17 protein-coding genes are annotated in these 16496 nt (G+C 66.2%); 10 read left to right on the top strand and 7 right to left on the bottom strand.

All coding sequences use genetic code 11. The annotated features are described in order from the left end of the window. Positions 1–26: 26 nt before the first annotated feature. Positions 27–1241, top strand: coding sequence for an MFS transporter (locus GLR48_RS12790; protein ID WP_237062002.1), 1215 nt, complete (start codon positions 27–29; stop codon positions 1239–1241). Here the strand turns inward: GLR48_RS12790 and GLR48_RS12785 are convergent. From GLR48_RS12785 to cysS, 3 genes are read right to left on the bottom strand one after another with little or no spacing between them, the layout of a single operon-like run. Then, positions 1238–2005, bottom strand: a complete 768-nt coding sequence (locus tag GLR48_RS12785; RefSeq protein WP_237062001.1) for a squalene/phytoene synthase family protein — start codon at positions 2003–2005, stop codon at positions 1238–1240. The genes GLR48_RS12790 and GLR48_RS12785 overlap by 4 nt on opposite strands. Positions 2006–2035: 30 nt before the next feature. Continuing rightward, positions 2036–3655 (bottom strand): citramalate synthase, encoded by a 1620-nt coding sequence (cimA, locus tag GLR48_RS12780; RefSeq protein WP_237062000.1) that lies wholly within the window; start codon positions 3653–3655, stop codon positions 2036–2038. Between the two features lie 34 nt (positions 3656–3689). Continuing rightward, positions 3690–5135, bottom strand: coding sequence for a cysteine--tRNA ligase (gene cysS, locus GLR48_RS12775; protein WP_237061996.1), 1446 nt, complete (start codon positions 5133–5135; stop codon positions 3690–3692). A gap of 185 nt (positions 5136–5320) precedes the next feature. On the opposite strand from cysS, the gene GLR48_RS12770 reads away from it, so the two are divergent. Then, positions 5321–5485 (top strand): hypothetical protein, encoded by a 165-nt coding sequence (locus GLR48_RS12770; protein WP_237061994.1) that lies wholly within the window; start codon positions 5321–5323, stop codon positions 5483–5485. A 31-nt stretch (positions 5486–5516) separates the two neighbouring features. Then, positions 5517–6689 carry a pyridoxal phosphate-dependent aminotransferase gene (locus GLR48_RS12765; RefSeq protein ID WP_237061993.1) on the top strand — a complete coding sequence of 391 codons (1173 nt, stop codon included), beginning with the start codon at positions 5517–5519 and terminating at the stop codon, positions 6687–6689. A 113-nt stretch (positions 6690–6802) separates the two neighbouring features. Here GLR48_RS12765 and GLR48_RS12760 read toward each other — a convergent pair whose 3' ends face one another. Continuing rightward, positions 6803–7411: an outer membrane protein gene (locus tag GLR48_RS12760; RefSeq protein WP_237061991.1), complete on the bottom strand. Its 609-nt coding sequence runs from the start codon at positions 7409–7411 to the stop codon at positions 6803–6805. 121 nt (positions 7412–7532) lie between these two features. Further along, positions 7533–8633, bottom strand: coding sequence for an anhydro-N-acetylmuramic acid kinase (locus GLR48_RS12755; protein WP_237061989.1), 1101 nt, complete (start codon positions 8631–8633; stop codon positions 7533–7535). A gap of 61 nt (positions 8634–8694) precedes the next feature. On the opposite strand from GLR48_RS12755, the gene tyrS reads away from it, so the two are divergent. Further along, a complete protein-coding gene (tyrS, locus tag GLR48_RS12750; protein ID WP_237061988.1) occupies positions 8695–9945 on the top strand; it encodes a tyrosine--tRNA ligase in 1251 nt (416 codons plus the stop codon). Here the strand turns inward: tyrS and GLR48_RS25675 are convergent. Then, positions 9942–10067, bottom strand: coding sequence for a hypothetical protein (locus GLR48_RS25675; RefSeq protein ID WP_272911406.1), 126 nt, complete (start codon positions 10065–10067; stop codon positions 9942–9944). The two genes, tyrS and GLR48_RS25675, sit on opposite strands and share 4 nt — an antisense overlap. A 70-nt stretch (positions 10068–10137) precedes the next feature. On the opposite strand from GLR48_RS25675, the gene GLR48_RS12745 reads away from it, so the two are divergent. From GLR48_RS12745 to GLR48_RS12730, 4 genes are read left to right on the top strand one after another with little or no spacing between them, the layout of a single operon-like run. Beyond that, a complete protein-coding gene (locus GLR48_RS12745; RefSeq protein ID WP_237061987.1) occupies positions 10138–11007 on the top strand; it encodes a GNAT family N-acetyltransferase in 870 nt (289 codons plus the stop codon). 44 nt (positions 11008–11051) lie between these two features. Continuing rightward, positions 11052–12311, top strand: a complete 1260-nt coding sequence (locus GLR48_RS12740) for a cation:proton antiporter (protein WP_237061986.1) — start codon at positions 11052–11054, stop codon at positions 12309–12311. Next, positions 12308–13162 carry a PhzF family phenazine biosynthesis protein gene (locus GLR48_RS12735; RefSeq protein ID WP_237061985.1) on the top strand — a complete coding sequence of 285 codons (855 nt, stop codon included), beginning with the start codon at positions 12308–12310 and terminating at the stop codon, positions 13160–13162. The genes GLR48_RS12740 and GLR48_RS12735 overlap by 4 nt, the downstream gene beginning before the upstream one ends. Further along, positions 13149–14126, top strand: coding sequence for a CorA family divalent cation transporter (locus GLR48_RS12730; protein ID WP_237061984.1), 978 nt, complete (start codon positions 13149–13151; stop codon positions 14124–14126). The genes GLR48_RS12735 and GLR48_RS12730 overlap by 14 nt, the downstream gene beginning before the upstream one ends. On the opposite strand, the gene GLR48_RS12725 is transcribed toward GLR48_RS12730, so the two are convergent. After that, positions 14123–14875, bottom strand: a complete 753-nt coding sequence (locus tag GLR48_RS12725; RefSeq protein ID WP_237061983.1) for a DUF533 domain-containing protein — start codon at positions 14873–14875, stop codon at positions 14123–14125. The two genes, GLR48_RS12730 and GLR48_RS12725, sit on opposite strands and share 4 nt — an antisense overlap. 151 nt (positions 14876–15026) lie before the next feature. On the opposite strand from GLR48_RS12725, the gene GLR48_RS12720 reads away from it, so the two are divergent. Next, positions 15027–15440 carry a Fur family transcriptional regulator gene (locus GLR48_RS12720; RefSeq protein ID WP_237061981.1) on the top strand — a complete coding sequence of 138 codons (414 nt, stop codon included), beginning with the start codon at positions 15027–15029 and terminating at the stop codon, positions 15438–15440. Between the two features lie 151 nt (positions 15441–15591). Then, the gene (locus GLR48_RS12715) at positions 15592–16482 is read left to right on the top strand and encodes a DMT family transporter (RefSeq protein WP_237061979.1); all 891 of its coding nucleotides are present in this window, start codon (positions 15592–15594) and stop codon (positions 16480–16482) included. Positions 16483–16496 lie beyond the last annotated feature (14 nt).

Raw genomic sequence — 16496 nt, 5'->3', positions numbered from 1 at the left:
GCTCGCAAAGCAATGAGGGCCTGACGATGATCGACGATTCCCGCGCCAGGCGCAATGTGACGGTCCTCGTGGCGGCGCAGGCCTTTCTGGGGGCGCAGATGCCGATGATCTTCGTGATCGGCGGCCTTGCGGGCGGCATGCTATCGCCCAACATCTGCCTTGCCACCCTGCCGATCAGCTTTATCGTCTTCAGTTCCATGACCACCGCCCCCTGGCTGTCACCGCTGATGCAGCGTCGGGGTCGTCGCTTTGGCTTCGTGCTGGGCGCCAGCGCAGGGGCGCTGGGCGCACTGATCGCGGCCTACGGCCTGTACATCGGATCCTTTGCCGTGCTGCTGCTCGGATCGTTCTTCACCGGCATCTACATGAGCGCGCAAGGCTTCTATCGCTTTGCCGCAGCCGACACGGCGTCGGACGACTTCAAGCCCAAGGCGATTTCCTACGTCCTCGCGGGCGGGTTGATCTCGGCCCTGATCGGGCCGCAGCTGAACAAGCTGGTGCAGGACGCGCTGGTGGTGCCGTTTCTCGGCACCTACCTCGCCGTGGCGGCGATCAACATCATCGGGATGTCGCTGTTCTGGTTCCTCGACCTGCCCAAAGGCACCCGGGGCCAGCCGCAGCAGGTCAGCGCGATCCCGCCCCGCACCCGACGCGAGTTGCTGCGCGATCCGCGCATCGTCGTCGCGATTATCTGCGCGATGGTGTCCTACGCGCTGATGAACCTCGTGATGACCTCGACCCCGCTGGCGGTCGTGGGCTGCGGGTTCACCAAGAACAACGCCAACGACATCGTCTCGGCCCATGTCATCGCGATGTATCTGCCGAGCTTCTTTACCGGCCACCTGATCGCCCGCTTCGGCGTCACGCGGATCGTGGGCACGGGTCTGGCCATCCTGACCGCGGCCGGAATCGTGGCGCTGTCGGGCGTCACCCTGACGCATTTCTTCGGCGCGCTGGTGCTGCTGGGGATGGGGTGGAACTTCGGTTTCATCGGCGCGACGACGATGCTGGCCGGATCGCACAACACGGCTGAGCGTGGCGTCGTACAGGGGCTGAACGACACCATCGTCTTTGGCATGGTGACGGTCGCGTCGGTCACATCCGGCGGGTTGATGAACTGTTCCGGCGGCAGCCCGGTGCAGGGCTGGGACATGGTCAACCTCGCGATGCTGCCGCTGATCGCGCTGGCCGCGGGCGCGCTGATCTGGCTCGCCTTTTCGTCACGCCGGACGCCCGCCTAGCGCCACCAGCCAAAGGTCGCGACGCGCAGCAATCGCAGCCGGTCCGCGAACGGCGCAGGGTCCAGCCCCCCCACCGCCACGCTTTGCGGATCGCGCGCGGCGTGGTCCAGCACTGGTCGCGCCTGCCAGCCCGACACAAGCGCCGCCCCCGCAGCGCCCGAGACGGCGCGATGCCGTCCCCGCGCGCTGTCGAGCCGCTTCAGCGCAGTCTGTGCCAGTTCGCGTACGCCATCTATGGTGCCGTCGACCAGCGGCCTGCGGCCTTCGTTTTCCAGCGCCGGAATCGCGCGCAGAAAATTCGCGACACCGCTACCATAGGCGAAATCGGCGACCACCTGCGGGTCAGCCTCACCTAGCAGCCGTGCCGCCGTGCCCATCAGCGCACCGGACGTGCCATCGATGTAGCGCTCGAAATGCGCCGGATCCGCGAAGGCATCGCTGTAGATATCCCAGCGCCGCACGTCGATCAGCGCATCCAGATCACGCGCGCCCTGCGGATCGAGGACCTGTGCCAGCGCATCCGTCACCTCGTGGCTGCGCACCGGGCCACCTGCGGCAATCTCGGCCAGCACATCGCGCCACCATTGCAGGCGCATCTCGGCGATCATCGCCTCCTTGGTCAACCAAGGCGCGCGCGCGACCTCGAGGTTGAAGGCATAAAGCGGAAACAGCACGCGCCGCGCCGCGACGGGCACGGCCATCGTCGCGCGAAACCGCATCGGATCGCCGCGCTCGACCAGTGCGGCACAGGCGTCAAAGCTCATCTGTCCTCGCTTTTTCCCAAATACTCAAAGTCAGACCTCTGCCCCGTCGCGGATCAGTTTCCAGTTGATCGCATCCAGCAAAGCATCAAAGGACGCATCGACGATGTTCGCCGAGACGCCCACGGTGGACCACGTGCGGCCCTGACCATCCGCGCTGTCGATGATGACGCGGGTCACCGCCTCGGTCCCGCCGTCGGTGATCCGCACCTTGAAGTCGACCAGCCGCATGTCGTCGATGATCGCCTGATAGGGGCCAAGGTCCTTGGCCAAAGCGCGTGACAGCGCGTTGACAGGGCCGCGGTCGGACCCGTCGGGACCGATGCTCTCGGATACGTTCAGCACCTTGTCGCCGGCGATCTTCACCACGACGACGGCCTCTGACAGGCTGACCATACGGCCCTTCTTGTTGCGCCGTCTCTCGACCGTCACGCGGTAGCGCTTGACCTCGAAGAATTCCGGCAGCAGGCCCAGTTCGCGCCGCGCCAGCAGCTCGAAACTCGCCTGTGCGGTGTCATAGGAATAGCCGCGGCTTTCCATGTCCTTGATCCGGTCGAGGATGCGCGGCAGGCGCGGATCGTCACGCGCGACCTCCAGCCCCGCCTGCATCAGCCGTTCGCGCAGGTTCGACTGGCCCGCCTGATTGGACATCGGCACGATGCGGGCGTTGCCCACAAGCGACGGGTCGATGTGTTCGTAGGTGGTCGGGTCCTTGGCGATGGCGCTGGCGTGCAACCCGGCCTTGTGGGCAAAGGCAGAGGCGCCGACATAGGCCGCCTGCTTGGCCGGCACGCGGTTCAGGATGTCATCCAGTACCCGGCTGGCTTTTTTCAGACCCGCCAGCGCCTCCATCGTGACGCCCGTCTCAAACCGGCTGGCGAAGGGTTCCTTCAGCAGCAGCGTCGGGATCAGTGTCGTCAGATTGGCGTTGCCGCAGCGCTCGCCCAGACCGTTCAGCGTGCCCTGTACCTGACGCGCTCCGGCAAGGACCGCAGCGAGGGTATTGGCCACGGCGTGTTCGGTGTCGTTGTGCGTATGGATGCCCAGCTTGTCGCCCGGAATACCCGAGGCGATCACCTCGGCCACCACGCGGCCCACGTCGTCGGGCAGGCTGCCGCCGTTGGTATCGCACAGCACGATCCAGCGCGCGCCCGCGTCATGGGCGGCATGCACCGCCTCCAGCGCGTAGACGGGATCGGCTGCGTAGCCGTCAAAGAAATGCTCAGCGTCCAGCATCGCCTCGCGCCCCTGTGTCACGATATGCGCGACAGAGGCGCGGATGTTCTCGGTGTTCTCGGCGTTCGTGATGCCCAGTGCGGTCGAGACGTGGAAAGAATGGCTTTTGCCGACCAGACAGACGGCGGGCGTCTTGGCATTGAGCACGGCAGCAAGGACATCGTCATTCTCGGCCGACCGTCCGGCACGCTTGGTCATGCCAAAGGCCACAAGCGTCGGGCGCATCGGTCCGACCTGATCGAAGTATTCCGAATCCGTCGGATTCGCGCCGGGCCAGCCGCCTTCGACGTAGTCCACGCCCAGCGCGTCCAGCACAGCAGTGATCTTCAGCTTTTCCGATGTCGAAAACTGCACCCCTTGAGTCTGCTGCCCGTCGCGCAGCGTCGTGTCGTAGAGATAGAGTCTTTCCTTGGTCATAACGCGGCCTCCAGAAGGTCGAGAAGACGTGGCATTACATCTCCTCCAGCGCCGCGGCGTCGAAGTCAGGACCGGGTTGCCAGCTGGCCTGACCGCCCACGTCCGTCACCACGACACCCGCCGCCGTCAGCACGTCGCGCACCCGGTCGGCCAGATCCCAGTCCTTGGCCGCCCGCGCCTGCGCGCGCGTCGCCAGCAGGGCGTCGATCCGCGCCGCCGTCGCCTCGTCCACGGAGGCCCCGCCTTCGCCGCCCGCAAGCCGCGGCAGATCGGCCCAGTCCGGCACGAACCCCAGCAGATCAAGGCCGAAGGCAAAGCCCGCCAGTTGCGCCGGCGTCTTGCCCTTGGCAAGCACATGCAGCCGCGCGATAGCACCGGGGGTATTCAGATCGTTTGCCAGCACGCCAAGGAACTCTTCGTCGGGCTGCCACTGCCCGTCCGCCTTCAGCGCCCGGATCAGCGCAGGGCCAAAGCCGTGGCCCGCAAGGATGCCATACCAGCGGCGCAGGGTTGCGTCTGCGTCGTCGCGCTTGCGCGTCGTCCAGTCCATCGGCTTGCCATAATGCGTGCCCAGCATGACAAGGCGGATCACCTCGCCGCTGACACCCTGATCCAGCAGGTCGCGGACGGTAAAGAAGTTGCCAAGCGACTTGGACATCTTCTTGCCTTCGACCTGCAGCATCTCGTTGTGCAGCCAGTAGGTCGCGAAACCTGCGTCCGGGTCGGCGCAGCAGGACTGGGCGATCTCATTTTCGTGGTGCGGGAACAGCAGGTCGTTGCCGCCGCCATGGATATCAAAAGCCGGTCCCAGCAGCGCGCGGGACATGGCGGAACATTCGATATGCCAGCCCGGACGGCCGATGCCCCAGGGGCTGTCCCAGCCGGGCTGGCCCGCGCCAGAGGGTTTCCACAGCACGAAATCCATCGGGTTGCGCTTGTAGGGCGCGACTTCGACCCGAGCGCCTGCGATCATGTCGTCCAGCGACCGCCCCGACAGGGCACCGTATTCCTCGTAGCTGTCGACGGCGAAGAGCACATGGCCTTCGGCCTCGTAGGCGTTGCCGTGGGCGATCAACTCGCGGATCATGTCGACCATGGCGCCGATGAAATCGGTCGCGCGCGGCTCATGATCGGGCCGCAACGCGCCCAGCGCGTCCATGTCGTCGTGGTACCAGCGGATCGTCTCGGCGGTGATGTCACCGATTTCGCGGCCCGCCTCGGCGGCGCGGGCGTTGATCTTGTCATCGACGTCGGTAAAGTTACGCACGTAAACCACGTGGTCCGCACCGTAGACCTGCCGCAACAGGCGGTAGAGCACGTCGAACACCAGCACTGGGCGCGCGTTGCCCAGATGGGCGCGGTCATAAACCGTCGGGCCGCAGAGGTAGATGCCGATGCGCGCGGGATCGAGCGGCTCGAACACCTCGCGGCGACGGGTCTTGGTGTTCTGCAGGCGGATGAGGGTGTCGTCAGCGGTCATGGGGGCCTCGCACGGGCGGTTACGCCTGCGGGCCTAGATCATCAAGTTCAGGGATGAAACGTGAAAAAGCGGCCCGCGGACTGGATCAGCAGGGAATAATGCAGCAAATGAGGGTGCAGCGCTTGTTCATGAAACGATCCTTACCACCGCCCCCCGCCCCTGTCGAGAGGTCTGACGCAGACCCGTTGACCACGGCACCCTGCGGCCACGCCAGCTGGGTGTCCGTCCCGCTGAAGGCCGCGACGGATGAGATCGCGCACCCGATCGCCGTTTCCGACCGCCTTGTGCGGTCCAGCCTGACTCGCAAGGTGCAGGCCACGCCGCCCCGGGCGCCCGACGCTGCGGGTTGACACGGGGCACGCCGCCCGGTTGGGTGCGGCCATGAAAATGTCCTCTCGTATCCAGAATATCACCGGCGGCGGCTCTGACGGCTGGGCGGTCTATTACCGCGCCCGCGCCATGAAAGCCGCGGGCCTGCCCGTCGTCCAGCTGACCATGGGCGAACATGACATCGGCACGGACCGCGCGATCCTTGATGCGATGAACCGGTCGGCTGTGGGCGGCAACACGGGCTACGCCCTCGTGGTCGGCAACGACGATCTGCGGGCAGCGGTGGCGGACCGGATCGCGACCCGGACCGGCGTGCCGACAGGGCCCGAGAATATCGTGATCATGCCCGGCGGTCAGGCGGCCCTGTTCGCCGCCCACCATGCCGCCTGCGATCCCGGCGATACGGCGCTGTTCATCGACCCCTATTACGCCACCTATCCCGGCACGATCCGCGCCGTGGGCGCGGTGCCGCGCGCCATTCAGGTGCACGCCGATCACGGATTCCAGCCGCAGCGCCCGGATCTGGAAGACGCGGCCAAGGGTGCCACGTCCCTGCTGATCAATTCGCCCAACAATCCGACAGGTGCGGTCTACGGTGCCGACACGATGGATGACATCGCTGGCGTCTGCCAGGATCACGACCTGTGGCTGATCTCTGACGAGGTTTACGACACGCAGGTCTGGGAGGGTGAGCACATCAGCCCCCGCGCCCTGCCCGGCATGGCCGAGCGGACGCTGGTCGTGAACTCTCTGTCAAAAAGCCATGCGATGACCGGCAGCCGGATCGGCTGGATCTGCGGGCCCGCCGATGTCGTTGATGCGATCCACAACCTTGCGACCCACAACACCTACGGCGTGGCGGGCTTCGTGCAGGATGCCGCCGTCTTTGCCCTGTCGCAGGGTGCGGCAGCAGAGGAAGCGGTCGCCGCCCCCTTTCGGCGGCGCCGCCAGATCGTGCTGGACGCACTGGCAGGACAGAACGCAATTCGCGCCGCACCGATTTCCGGCGCGATGTATGCGATGCTCGATATCCGTGCGACCGGCATGGACGGCGAAACCTTTGCCAATGCCCTGCTGAATGCGGAACTGATCGGCGTCATGCCGGGCGAAAGTTTCGGTCAGGGCGGGGCCGGTCATATCCGTGTTGCCATGACCGTGGACGACGCGCGGCTGGGCGATGCCGTCCGCCGTATCGCGGCCTTTGCCGCGACACGCATCGACTGACACCGCGCGCCGGACTGCGCGCGCCTCATCGAAACTCTTGGACAATCCGCGGACCGCACAGCAAAACGGGCACCCCTTTCGGGATGCCCGTTCCGTCTCGATCTCAAGTCAGATCAGAACGCGAAGGAGGCCTTCAGCGAGGTGGTCTTGGCTTTGATGTCGACGCCGGTGTTGTCGAAATCGTCGAAGCGGTGCTCCAGGTACTCGACGCCAACGCGGATGCTCGACGTCACAGCGTAGGTTGCACCCACACCGTAGTAGTAGCCGTTGTCGTTCTGGCTGGTGCCGAATGCATCGGTGTCCAGGTAGGCGTAACCGCCGGCCAGGTAGGGCATGAAGCGACCGGCGTCGTAGCCAGCCAGCACACCGGCGCGGATGACGTCGTTGTTGTCACCGTAGGTGTCGACGTCCAGCTTGTCGTAAGCCAGTTCGCCACCCAGCACGAAGCTGCCCAGATCGTAGAGGTAGCCGGCGTGCACGCCGTAGTTGTTCAGGTCTTGGTCGGCCAGGGTTGCGCCACCGAAGGTGCCGTCGAACTCTGCTTTGCCGACGCCAGCTTGCGCACCCAGGTAGAAGCCGGACCAGTCGCTGGACATCGGCGCCATCGGCGTGATGACAGCAGCGGGTGCAGGCTCCATGACGGGCTCTGCAAGGCCGCCGGCGGTTGCTGCGGATGCGGATGCCATGGCGACAACGGCACCGAGGATCATTACGTTTTTCATTTTATCATTCCTTTGGGAGTAGATTTCGTTTTCGCGTCTTACGCCTGCTTAACGTCCGACACACGGGACACCGTTCCTACCTTCTGTATCGAAATCAAAAAGCGTTGCAGCGGCACAACAGTCACGGATTTGTGTTCCTGCTGACTGTGCCCCCTGAAACGGCGGCCCCGACTCCAGTAGTGCCGGGGCAAGAGGTGGGCAAGCCCCGCGCCACGCGGACAGCCAGATAGGCAAAAGCTTGCGCTTCCAGCATGTCGCCATCGAGTCCTGCCTCCTCGACCGGACGTACGGGAATGTCCGTGGCCGCAGCAATCATGCGGATCAAGGTGGCGTTGTGGCGTCCGCCGCCGCTGACCCAGATGGCAGAGGGCGGTGTCGGGCAATGTTGCAGCGACTCGGCGACGGCCAGCGCACTGGCCGCCGTCAGCGTCGCCGCCGCATCGGCGTCCGACAGGGGAATCACGGCCGCCGCGAGGGCCGCAAAGGTATCGCGGTCCAGCGATTTTGGCGGCATCCGGTAGAAGTAGGGATGCGACAGGAACGCCGCGACGATATCGTCGTCGATCACGCCCGAGGCCGCCAGCGCGCCGCCTTCGTCCCGCGCGATACCGCGCCGCGTCAGCATGGCGTCGTCCAGCAGCGCATTCGCGGGGCCAGTGTCAAAGGCCAGCAGGGCGCCGTCATCCTCTGGACGGGCGTGGCGGGGATCGACCCAGGTCAGATTGCCGACGCCGCCCAGGTTGAGGAACGCGAGCGGCGCATCCGCCTGCATCCACTTGGCCAGCGCGAAGTGATAGAACGGCGCCAGCGGCGCGCCCTGCCCGCCCAGCCGCACGTCGGCGCTGCGGAAATCCCAGACGACGGGCCAGCCCAGCGCCTGCGCCAGCGCGGCGCCATCGCCCAGTTGATGCGTGCCGCGGCCGTCCGGATCGTGCGCCAGCGTCTGGCCGTGAAAACCGACGAGGTCGATGTCCGCGAATCCGCCCAGCAGCACGCGGTGGCCATGGGCCACGACCCGCGCGGCCGCGGCGATGTCATCCTCTGGCCACAGGCCGAGGGCGGCTTTCAGCGTCGCGCGTTCGCGGTCGGAATACTCGCGGTAGTCGCTGTCGCCGAAGGCGTCGATCGTCACACCGTCCGTCACCAGCACGGCCGCGTCGATCCCGTCGAGCGATGTGCCCGACATCGCCCCCAATGCCCGGATCGGTCCTTTGATCTTCATGGTCTTTCCCTTGTGACACGGCGCCGCTATTGATGCCCCGGCACGACACAAGGGACAAGACATGACCTACCATCCCAAATCAGACTTCATGGCCGTGATGATGGAGCGTGGCTTTCTGGCCGACTGCACCGATTATCAGGCCCTTGACGACGCGCTGAGCGCCGGTGTCGTGCCTGCCTATATCGGTTTCGACGCGACGGCGACCTCGCTGCACGTCGGATCGCTGATCCAGATCATGATGCTGCGCTGGCTGCAGAAGACCGGCCACAAGCCGATCACCCTGATGGGCGGTGGCACGACCAAGGTGGGCGACCCGTCGTTTCGCGCGGATGAGCGCCCCCTGCTGGACAATGCCGCCATCGACGCGAACATCGCAGGCATCAAACAGGTCTTTGCCGCCTACCTGACCTATGACGACAGCGCCAACGGTGCGCTGATGCTGAACAACGCCGAGTGGCTGGACGATCTGAACTACTTGTCGTTCCTGCGTGACATCGGGCGGCATTTCAGCATCAACCGGATGCTGGCGTTCGACAGCGTCAAGTCGCGGCTGGACCGGGAACAGAGCCTGTCGTTCCTCGAATTCAACTACATGATCCTGCAGGCCTACGACTTTCTGGAGCTGAACCGCCGTTATGGCTGCCTGCTGCAGCTGGGCGGGTCGGACCAGTGGGGCAACATCGTGAACGGTATCGACCTGACGCGGCGCGTGCTGGATCACGAGATCTACGGCCTCACCTCTCACCTGCTGACCACCAGCGACGGGCGCAAGATGGGCAAGACCGCCGCCGGGGCGGTCTGGCTGAATGCCGACCTGACCGCGCCCTACGCCTTCTGGCAATTCTGGCGCAATACGACTGATGCGGACACCGGGCGGTTCCTGAAGCTTTATACCGAACTTCCACTGGAGGAATGCGACCGTCTGGGCGCGCTGGAAGGGTCGGAGATCAACGCGGCCAAGGTGATCCTTGCCAACGAGGTCACGGCCCTGCTGCACGGACGCGCCGCCGCAGAAGCCGCCGAGGCGACCGCCCGCGAGGTCTTCGAGCAGGGTGGCGTCGGTGACGATCTGCCGACGCTGGACCTGACAGCCGCAGATCTGGGCGAAGGCTTGTCCATCGCGCAAATTCTTGTGCGCAGCGGTCTGGCGGGGTCCGGCAAAGAGGCCAAGCGCCTGATCGCCGACAATGGTGCGCGCCTGAACGACGAAGCGCTGACCGACGCGGGCCTGATGGTGACGCCGGACATGCTGGCCCAGCCGATGAAGCTGTCGGCGGGCAAGAAGCGGCACGCGCTGGTGCGGCTGACCTAAAGGATCAGAACCAGCGCGAGCAGCGGCAGGCAGGTCAGCGCCGCCAGCAGTGCGGCTGCCGAAAGGGTCAGCCGCGGGGATGCGGCGCGGATGCCACGGACGGTGGGTGGCGGGTTGCGCATGGGGTCACCTTTCGCAAATGGCGTTGCGTCATTAACCCCGCATTAGGTTTCCAATGCTTTAACGTACGTCATGTTGATGCGCCCCGTCATGCCACAGCTGGACCGGCCCCTGCCCCTACAGCAGTCGGACGGGTTCGCCCGCGCCCTGACCCTGCTGGGCCGCAGCGCTGCGGTCGAGGGGGTGCACGATTGCGGCCAGGTGCTCGTCGTGTCGCGCCCCTTGGGGCCGCTGGGCACGCTGCGCTTTGCCTCGCGCGGGCCGGTCTTTCGCCATGACACGCCCCCCGCGGACCGGGTGGCCGCGCTGCGCGGCGCGCGGCTGCATCTGGTGAACGCCGATGCCGGCGAAGACGCGATCCTGCGCGGCGCCGGATTTCACCGAATCATGACACCGGCGACACTGGCAGTCCTGCCGCTTGACCCCGATCCGGACCGGCAACTGGCCCTCTGCGATGCCGCCTGGCGCAACAAGGTGCGGCAGGGTCGTCGCGCGAGTCTGCGGATCACGCTCCGTCCGCTGTGCCCGCAGCGCGACGCCTGGTTCCTGGCCGCAGATCTGGAACAGCAGCGACACAAGCGGTTTCGCGCCCTGCCCCACGCGGTCAGCCTCGCCTTTGCCCGCGCCAATCCCGGCGACGCGCTGGTCCTGACAGCGATGGAAGGACCAGTCCCCGTTGCCGCCATGCTGATCCTGCGCCACGGTCAGGCCGCGACCTATCAGATCGCGTGGTCGGGCCCGCGCGGGCGCAGCCTGCGCGCGCATCCCGTCCTGCTGATGGAAGCGGCACGCCGTCTGGCCGCGACCGGTGTTACGGAACTGGACCTTGGCACGATCGACACGGACGCAGGCCCCGGTCTGGCGCGGTTCAAGCTGGGCAGCGGTGCCACAGTCCGGCGCCTTGGCGGCACATGGCTGCGCCTGCCGGGGTGGCACGGGTAAGGGCGTCATGCTAGCGCAGGTGCGACCCTGTCGGAGGCGACCCCATGACCCTGTTGCAGATCGCCGCACTGCTGATCGTCCTCGCGGGGCTTTTCGGGGCCATCAACTACCTGTTCCTCAAGCTGCCCTCGGCCATCGGCATCCTCGTCGTGGCGCTGCTGGCGTCGATCATCGTTATGGGCCTCGATGCGGTGATCCCAGGCCTGAACGTAGCCGACACGATCCGTGGCCAAGTCTCCGGCATCGCATTTTCCGATGCCCTGCTGGAAGGGATGCTGGGCTTTCTGCTGTTCGCGGGTGCGCTGCACGTCAAGACCTCGGACCTGAAGGCGGAATGGGCCACGGTCAGCCTGATGGCCACGATGGGCATCGCGATCTCGACCGTCATTGTGGGCTACGGCTTTGCGTGGATCACGGGGATGCCGCTGCTGGTGGCGCTGGTCTTCGGCGCGCTGATCTCGCCCACCGATCCGGTCGCGGTGATGGGGGTGCTGCGCGACACCAACCTGCCCAAATCGCTGGAAACCAAGATCGCCGGTGAAAGCCTCTTCAACGACGGCGTGGGCTATGTCGTCTATCTGATCCTTGTCGGTGCCGCCTTTACCGGCAGCGCCCACGGTGCGGCTGACGATGCGGGCCTTTCCGGGGCAGCGCTGCTTTTTGCGCGCGAGGCCTTCGGCGGTGCGGCGCTCGGCCTCGTGCTGGGGTTCCTGACCTTCCGCCTGATGCGCCGCATCGACGACTACGCGCTGGAGGTGCTGTTGACGCTGGGCCTCGCCTTTGGCGGATACGAGCTGGCGGTGGCGCTGCATGTGTCTGCCCCGATCATGGCGGTCTGCGCCGGCCTGCTGATCGGTGACGTCGGCACGCGCCTTGGGATGTCGGAGGAAACGCGCAAGTACGTTGAGGCCTTCTGGAAGCTGATCGACGAGATCCTGAATGCCGTCCTGTTCCTGCTGATCGGAGTGGAGGTCTTTGCCGTCGTCTTCGATACGTCCCACCTGATCGCCGGCAGCGCCGCCATCGTGCTGGCGCTTGTCGCGCGTTTCATGGCCGTGGCGATCCCGATCACGCTGCTGCGCCCGTTCCGCAGCTATTCTGGTGGGGTGATCCGCATCATGACATGGGGCGGGCTGAAGGGCGGGATTTCTGTGGCCCTCGCCCTGTCGCTGCCAGACAGCGCGTGGAAACCCATCATCCTGACCGCCACCTACATGGTCGTCGTCTTTTCCATCATCGTGCAGGGCCTGACGGTCGCCCGGCTGGCCCATCACGTCAATCCACAACCGAGCCTGATCCCATGAACACCTACGTCGTCTACGATGTCTTCACCGACCGCCGGTTCGGCGGCAACCAACTGGCCGTCTTTCCCGATGCGGGCCCCTTGCCAGAGGCGCAGCTTGCCGCCATCGCGCGGGAATTCAACTACTCGGAAGTGGTGTTCGTCTATCCCCCCGACGATCTGCGCCACAGCGCGCGGGTCCGCATCTTCACCCCGACGCGAGAGGTGCCTTTCGCGGGCCACCCCCTGATCGGCACCGCGGTGGCGCTGGCGGACCTCGGCTTTCCGGCAGACATGATCCTCGAGACCGGCGTCGGCCCGATTCCCTGCACGGTGGCGCAGGGCCGCGGCAGCTTTACCACCACCACACCGCTGACCCGCCACGGCGCGCCCGACCCCGCATTGGTCGCCCGCGCGCTGGGGCTGACCGTCGCGAATCTGGACGGCACCGTCCATCCGCCCGTGCAGGCGGGCGTCGGCCTGACCTTCGTCATCGCGCGGTTGACCGACCGGGACGCTCTGCGCCGCTGCCAGCCCGATGTGGCCGCCATGCGCGAAGGGGCCGCGCTGCATCCAGCGAGCCTCGATTTCGCGACGCTGGCCTATGTCACGCAGGGCAATATGGTCCACGCGCGGATGTTCGCGCCCTTGGACAATATCCCAGAGGACCCTGCTACGGGCAGCGCCGCCGCGGCGCTGTGTGCGCTGCTGCATGATCTGACCGGCCAGCCACAGGACCTGACGATCCATCAGGGCGTGGACATGGGCCGCGCGTCGCTTATCTTTGCCAGAACCGATGGTCCCACCGGTGGCGTCACCATCGCGGGTCATGCCGTCAGGACCATGGAAGGGCAGTTCTTTGTTGACGAATAACGAGGAAACCACGCTGGTTCCGCTGTCGGCCTTCGACATCTGGGAAGATGGCACCGCAAGGCCCGCCCCCGATCTGGCGGCCAAGCCCGTCGACGGCGCGGCCTATCGCTGGCTGCATTTCGATCTGTCGGACATGGCGCTGGCCGGGTGGTCGGCGACGAACCTGCCGGGCCTCGCCCGCCGCACGCTGCTGGCCGACAAGACCCGGCCGCGCATGGACATGGACGACCACGGCATGGCGATCACCCTGCGCGGCATCAACCTCAACGAGGGCGAGGAAACCGCTGACATGGTCTCGCTGCGGATCTGGATGACCGACACGCTGATGATCACCGTGCGCCGCCAGCGGATCTTTGCGCTGGAAGATCTGCGCGATCAGGTCGCGGCGGGCGATGCCCCCCACAGCCCCGGTCACATGCTGGCGCGGATCACCGAAGGGCTGGTCGAACGCTTGGAAAACATCGCTTTTGTGCGCGAGGATGCCGCCGACGATATGGAGGGCGACGTCTACGAACACGACCGCGCACCCTTGGACGATCTGGCACCATTGCGGCGCGAGATCATCAAGTTCCGCCGCCACGTGGCCCCCCTGGCCGAGGCGCTGACGCAGGTTTCGCAGGCGCCGACCGACCTGATCAAGGACGATCTGCGCCACCGCCTGCGCGACACCGCCAGCCGCTGCCGCTGGGCGCTGGAGGAGCTGTCGGAAGTCCACGACCGCCTGACGGCCATGGCGGACCATCTGGACACGGTGCAGAACGCGCGGCTGGAGAAAAACGGCTATCGTTTGTCCGTGGTCGCCGCGATCTTTTTGCCGCTGGGATTTCTGACTGGCCTCTTTGGCGTCAACGTCGGCGGGATGCCGGGGGTGCAAAGCGGCCATGCCTTTGCAGTTCTGTGCATCAGCATGGCCGTGATCGGCGTCGTGTCCGCCGCCGTGATGCGCTGGTTGCGCTGGTTCTAGCTATACAGCGGCACGACACCGGCCTTGGCGTGGATGTCGTTCACATCAGCCGACCGCAGGCCCAGTTCATCCGCAAAGCCGCGCAGGAAATCGACCTCTGCCGGGTGGTCGAGGTCGATGGCCATCAGCGCCATCGTGTAAACCTGCGCCTCGGCCCCTTCGGGCACACCGGCGGCCAGATCGGACACCGACATGCGCCGGGTCATCGCATCCTCGACAAAGGCGCGCTCCTGCGCCGAGGCGCCGTCCAGATGATCCATGATGCGGGAACGCTCTTTATCGTCGAGCGTGCCGTCGGCCTGTGCGGCCTGTACCATCGCCAGCAGCATGACGGCGGCAAGGCCCTCCTGCTCTGGCGGCATCTGGGCCTGCGGATCGGCGGTCGCGTCGATCTGCAATTGCAGCCTTTCGCCGAACTGGCCCGTGCTGCGCTGACCGGAGGATCCACCCGTCAGGCCGCCGATCAGACCGCCAAGACCACCGGCCCCCGCCAGACCGCCCAACAGGTCCGACAATCCGCCAGCGGACGGCTGGGTGCGACGGGTGCCGCTTTGCCGCCCCTGCAAACTGTCCAGCAATCCGCCCAGACCGCCGGTCTGTCCCGCGCGCGCCGTGGTGCCACGCTTGCCCAGCATGTCATCCAGAACGGTGCCGGATTTGCCTGCCCGGGCGTTCTGCGTCAGGGCCCGCGCCCCCTTGGCCACGGCCACGCCCACGGCGACCCGCGCCAGTGTCTGCATCAAGCTCATCGTCGTCTCCTCTCTGCTGCCAAGCGCAAGATGTCACATCCCGCGCGTCCTTGTCACGGTGAACGCCCGCCATACCGATCGGGGGCCGAGACGGTGGCCCTTTGGGCGAAACTTCGCTAAGACCGGGCGATACACGGATCACCGAGGCGCCATGACCCAGACCATCCAAAGCCGCGCCGCCGCCGCCGGGCTGCGCATGACGGCCCCCCGCCGGGTCATTGCACGGGTGTTGGACGACGCCACCGATCACCCGGACGCCGAGGCGCTGCACGCCCGCGCCGCGGCCATCGACCCCCGCATCTCGCTCGCCACGGTTTATCGCACGGTCAAGCTGTTCGAAGAGCAGGGCATCCTTGAGAAGCATGCCTTCGGCGACGGGCGCGCACGCTACGAGGCGGCGGACGGCGGCCACCACGACCACCTGATCGACGTGGCCACCGGTCAGGTCATCGAATTCGTCGACCCCGAGATCGAGGCGCTGCAGGACCGCATCGCCAAGCGGCTGGGCTACCGCCTGATCGGGCACCGGCTGGAACTTTTCGGCACCCGGATCGAGGCGGACTAGAGGCCCGGCGGCCTGACAGTGTCACCTTGTCGGGCGGGCGCCCCGTTGCCGCCTGCCGGCGAGGGCGCGAATAAAAATCGACGCCTGCGCTTTGCAACCCGGCAAGAGAGGCGTAATCCACCCCCAACATTGGCGCAGAAGGGCACGACACTTGGACAATCTGCGCGGCAGCATCCTGATGGTTCTCGCGATGCTCGGCTTCGCACTGGAGGACATGTTCATCAAGCAGATGGCGGGGGCTCTGCCGACGGGGCAGATCCTCGCCATGCTGGGTCTGGGCGGCGGCATCGTCTTTGCTATCGTCTGCCGCATGCAGGGCGAGCGTCTTCTGCGCCGCGACGTCCTGCATCCTATGGTCCTGCTGCGTAACGCCGGCGAGGTCTTTGGAACGCTGGGCTATGTTTCCGCCGTGGTGCTGACGCCGATCTCTTCGGCCTCGGCGATCTTTCAGGCGACGCCGCTGTTCGTGACGCTGGGGGCGGCCCTGTTCCTGCAAGAAGCCGTCGGCTGGCGGCGCTGGGCCGCGATCGCCGTCGGGTTTTGCGGCGTGCTGCTGATCATCCGGCCGGGCATGGATTCCTTCCGCCCCGCATCGCTCTTCGCCGTGCAGGGCGTGATCTTCCTCGGTATCCGCGATCTGGCGACCCGGCGGATCCCCAAGACCATCAGCTCCATGCGCCTGTCCACCTACGCCTTTGCCGTCATCGTGCCCACCGGGTTGGTCCTGATGGCCGTGGTCGGCGACCGCTTCGTCCTGCCCGGCACCACGGATTCGCTGCGCGTGGCGGGATCCATCGTGGCGGGCGTGCTGGGCTATTACGCGTTAGTCACCGCGACACGGCTGGGCGACATGTCCCATATCGCACCGTTCCGCTATTCCCGCCTGGTCTTTGCCCTGATCGTCGGCGTCACCGTCTTCGGCGAACGCCCCGACGCCGCCACCTTGTTCGGGGCCGCGATCATCGTGGGATCCGGCACCTACGCCGCCCTGCGCGAAGGCCAGCGCCGCCGTGCTTCCCTTGCAGCAGCAGGCGCGATATAACACCGTTAACGCTA

This window comes from Loktanella sp. M215 (assembly GCF_021735925.1).
Taxonomy (GTDB): Bacteria; Pseudomonadota; Alphaproteobacteria; order Rhodobacterales; family Rhodobacteraceae; genus Loktanella.
This window is presented reverse-complemented; position numbering and strand designations above follow the sequence as displayed.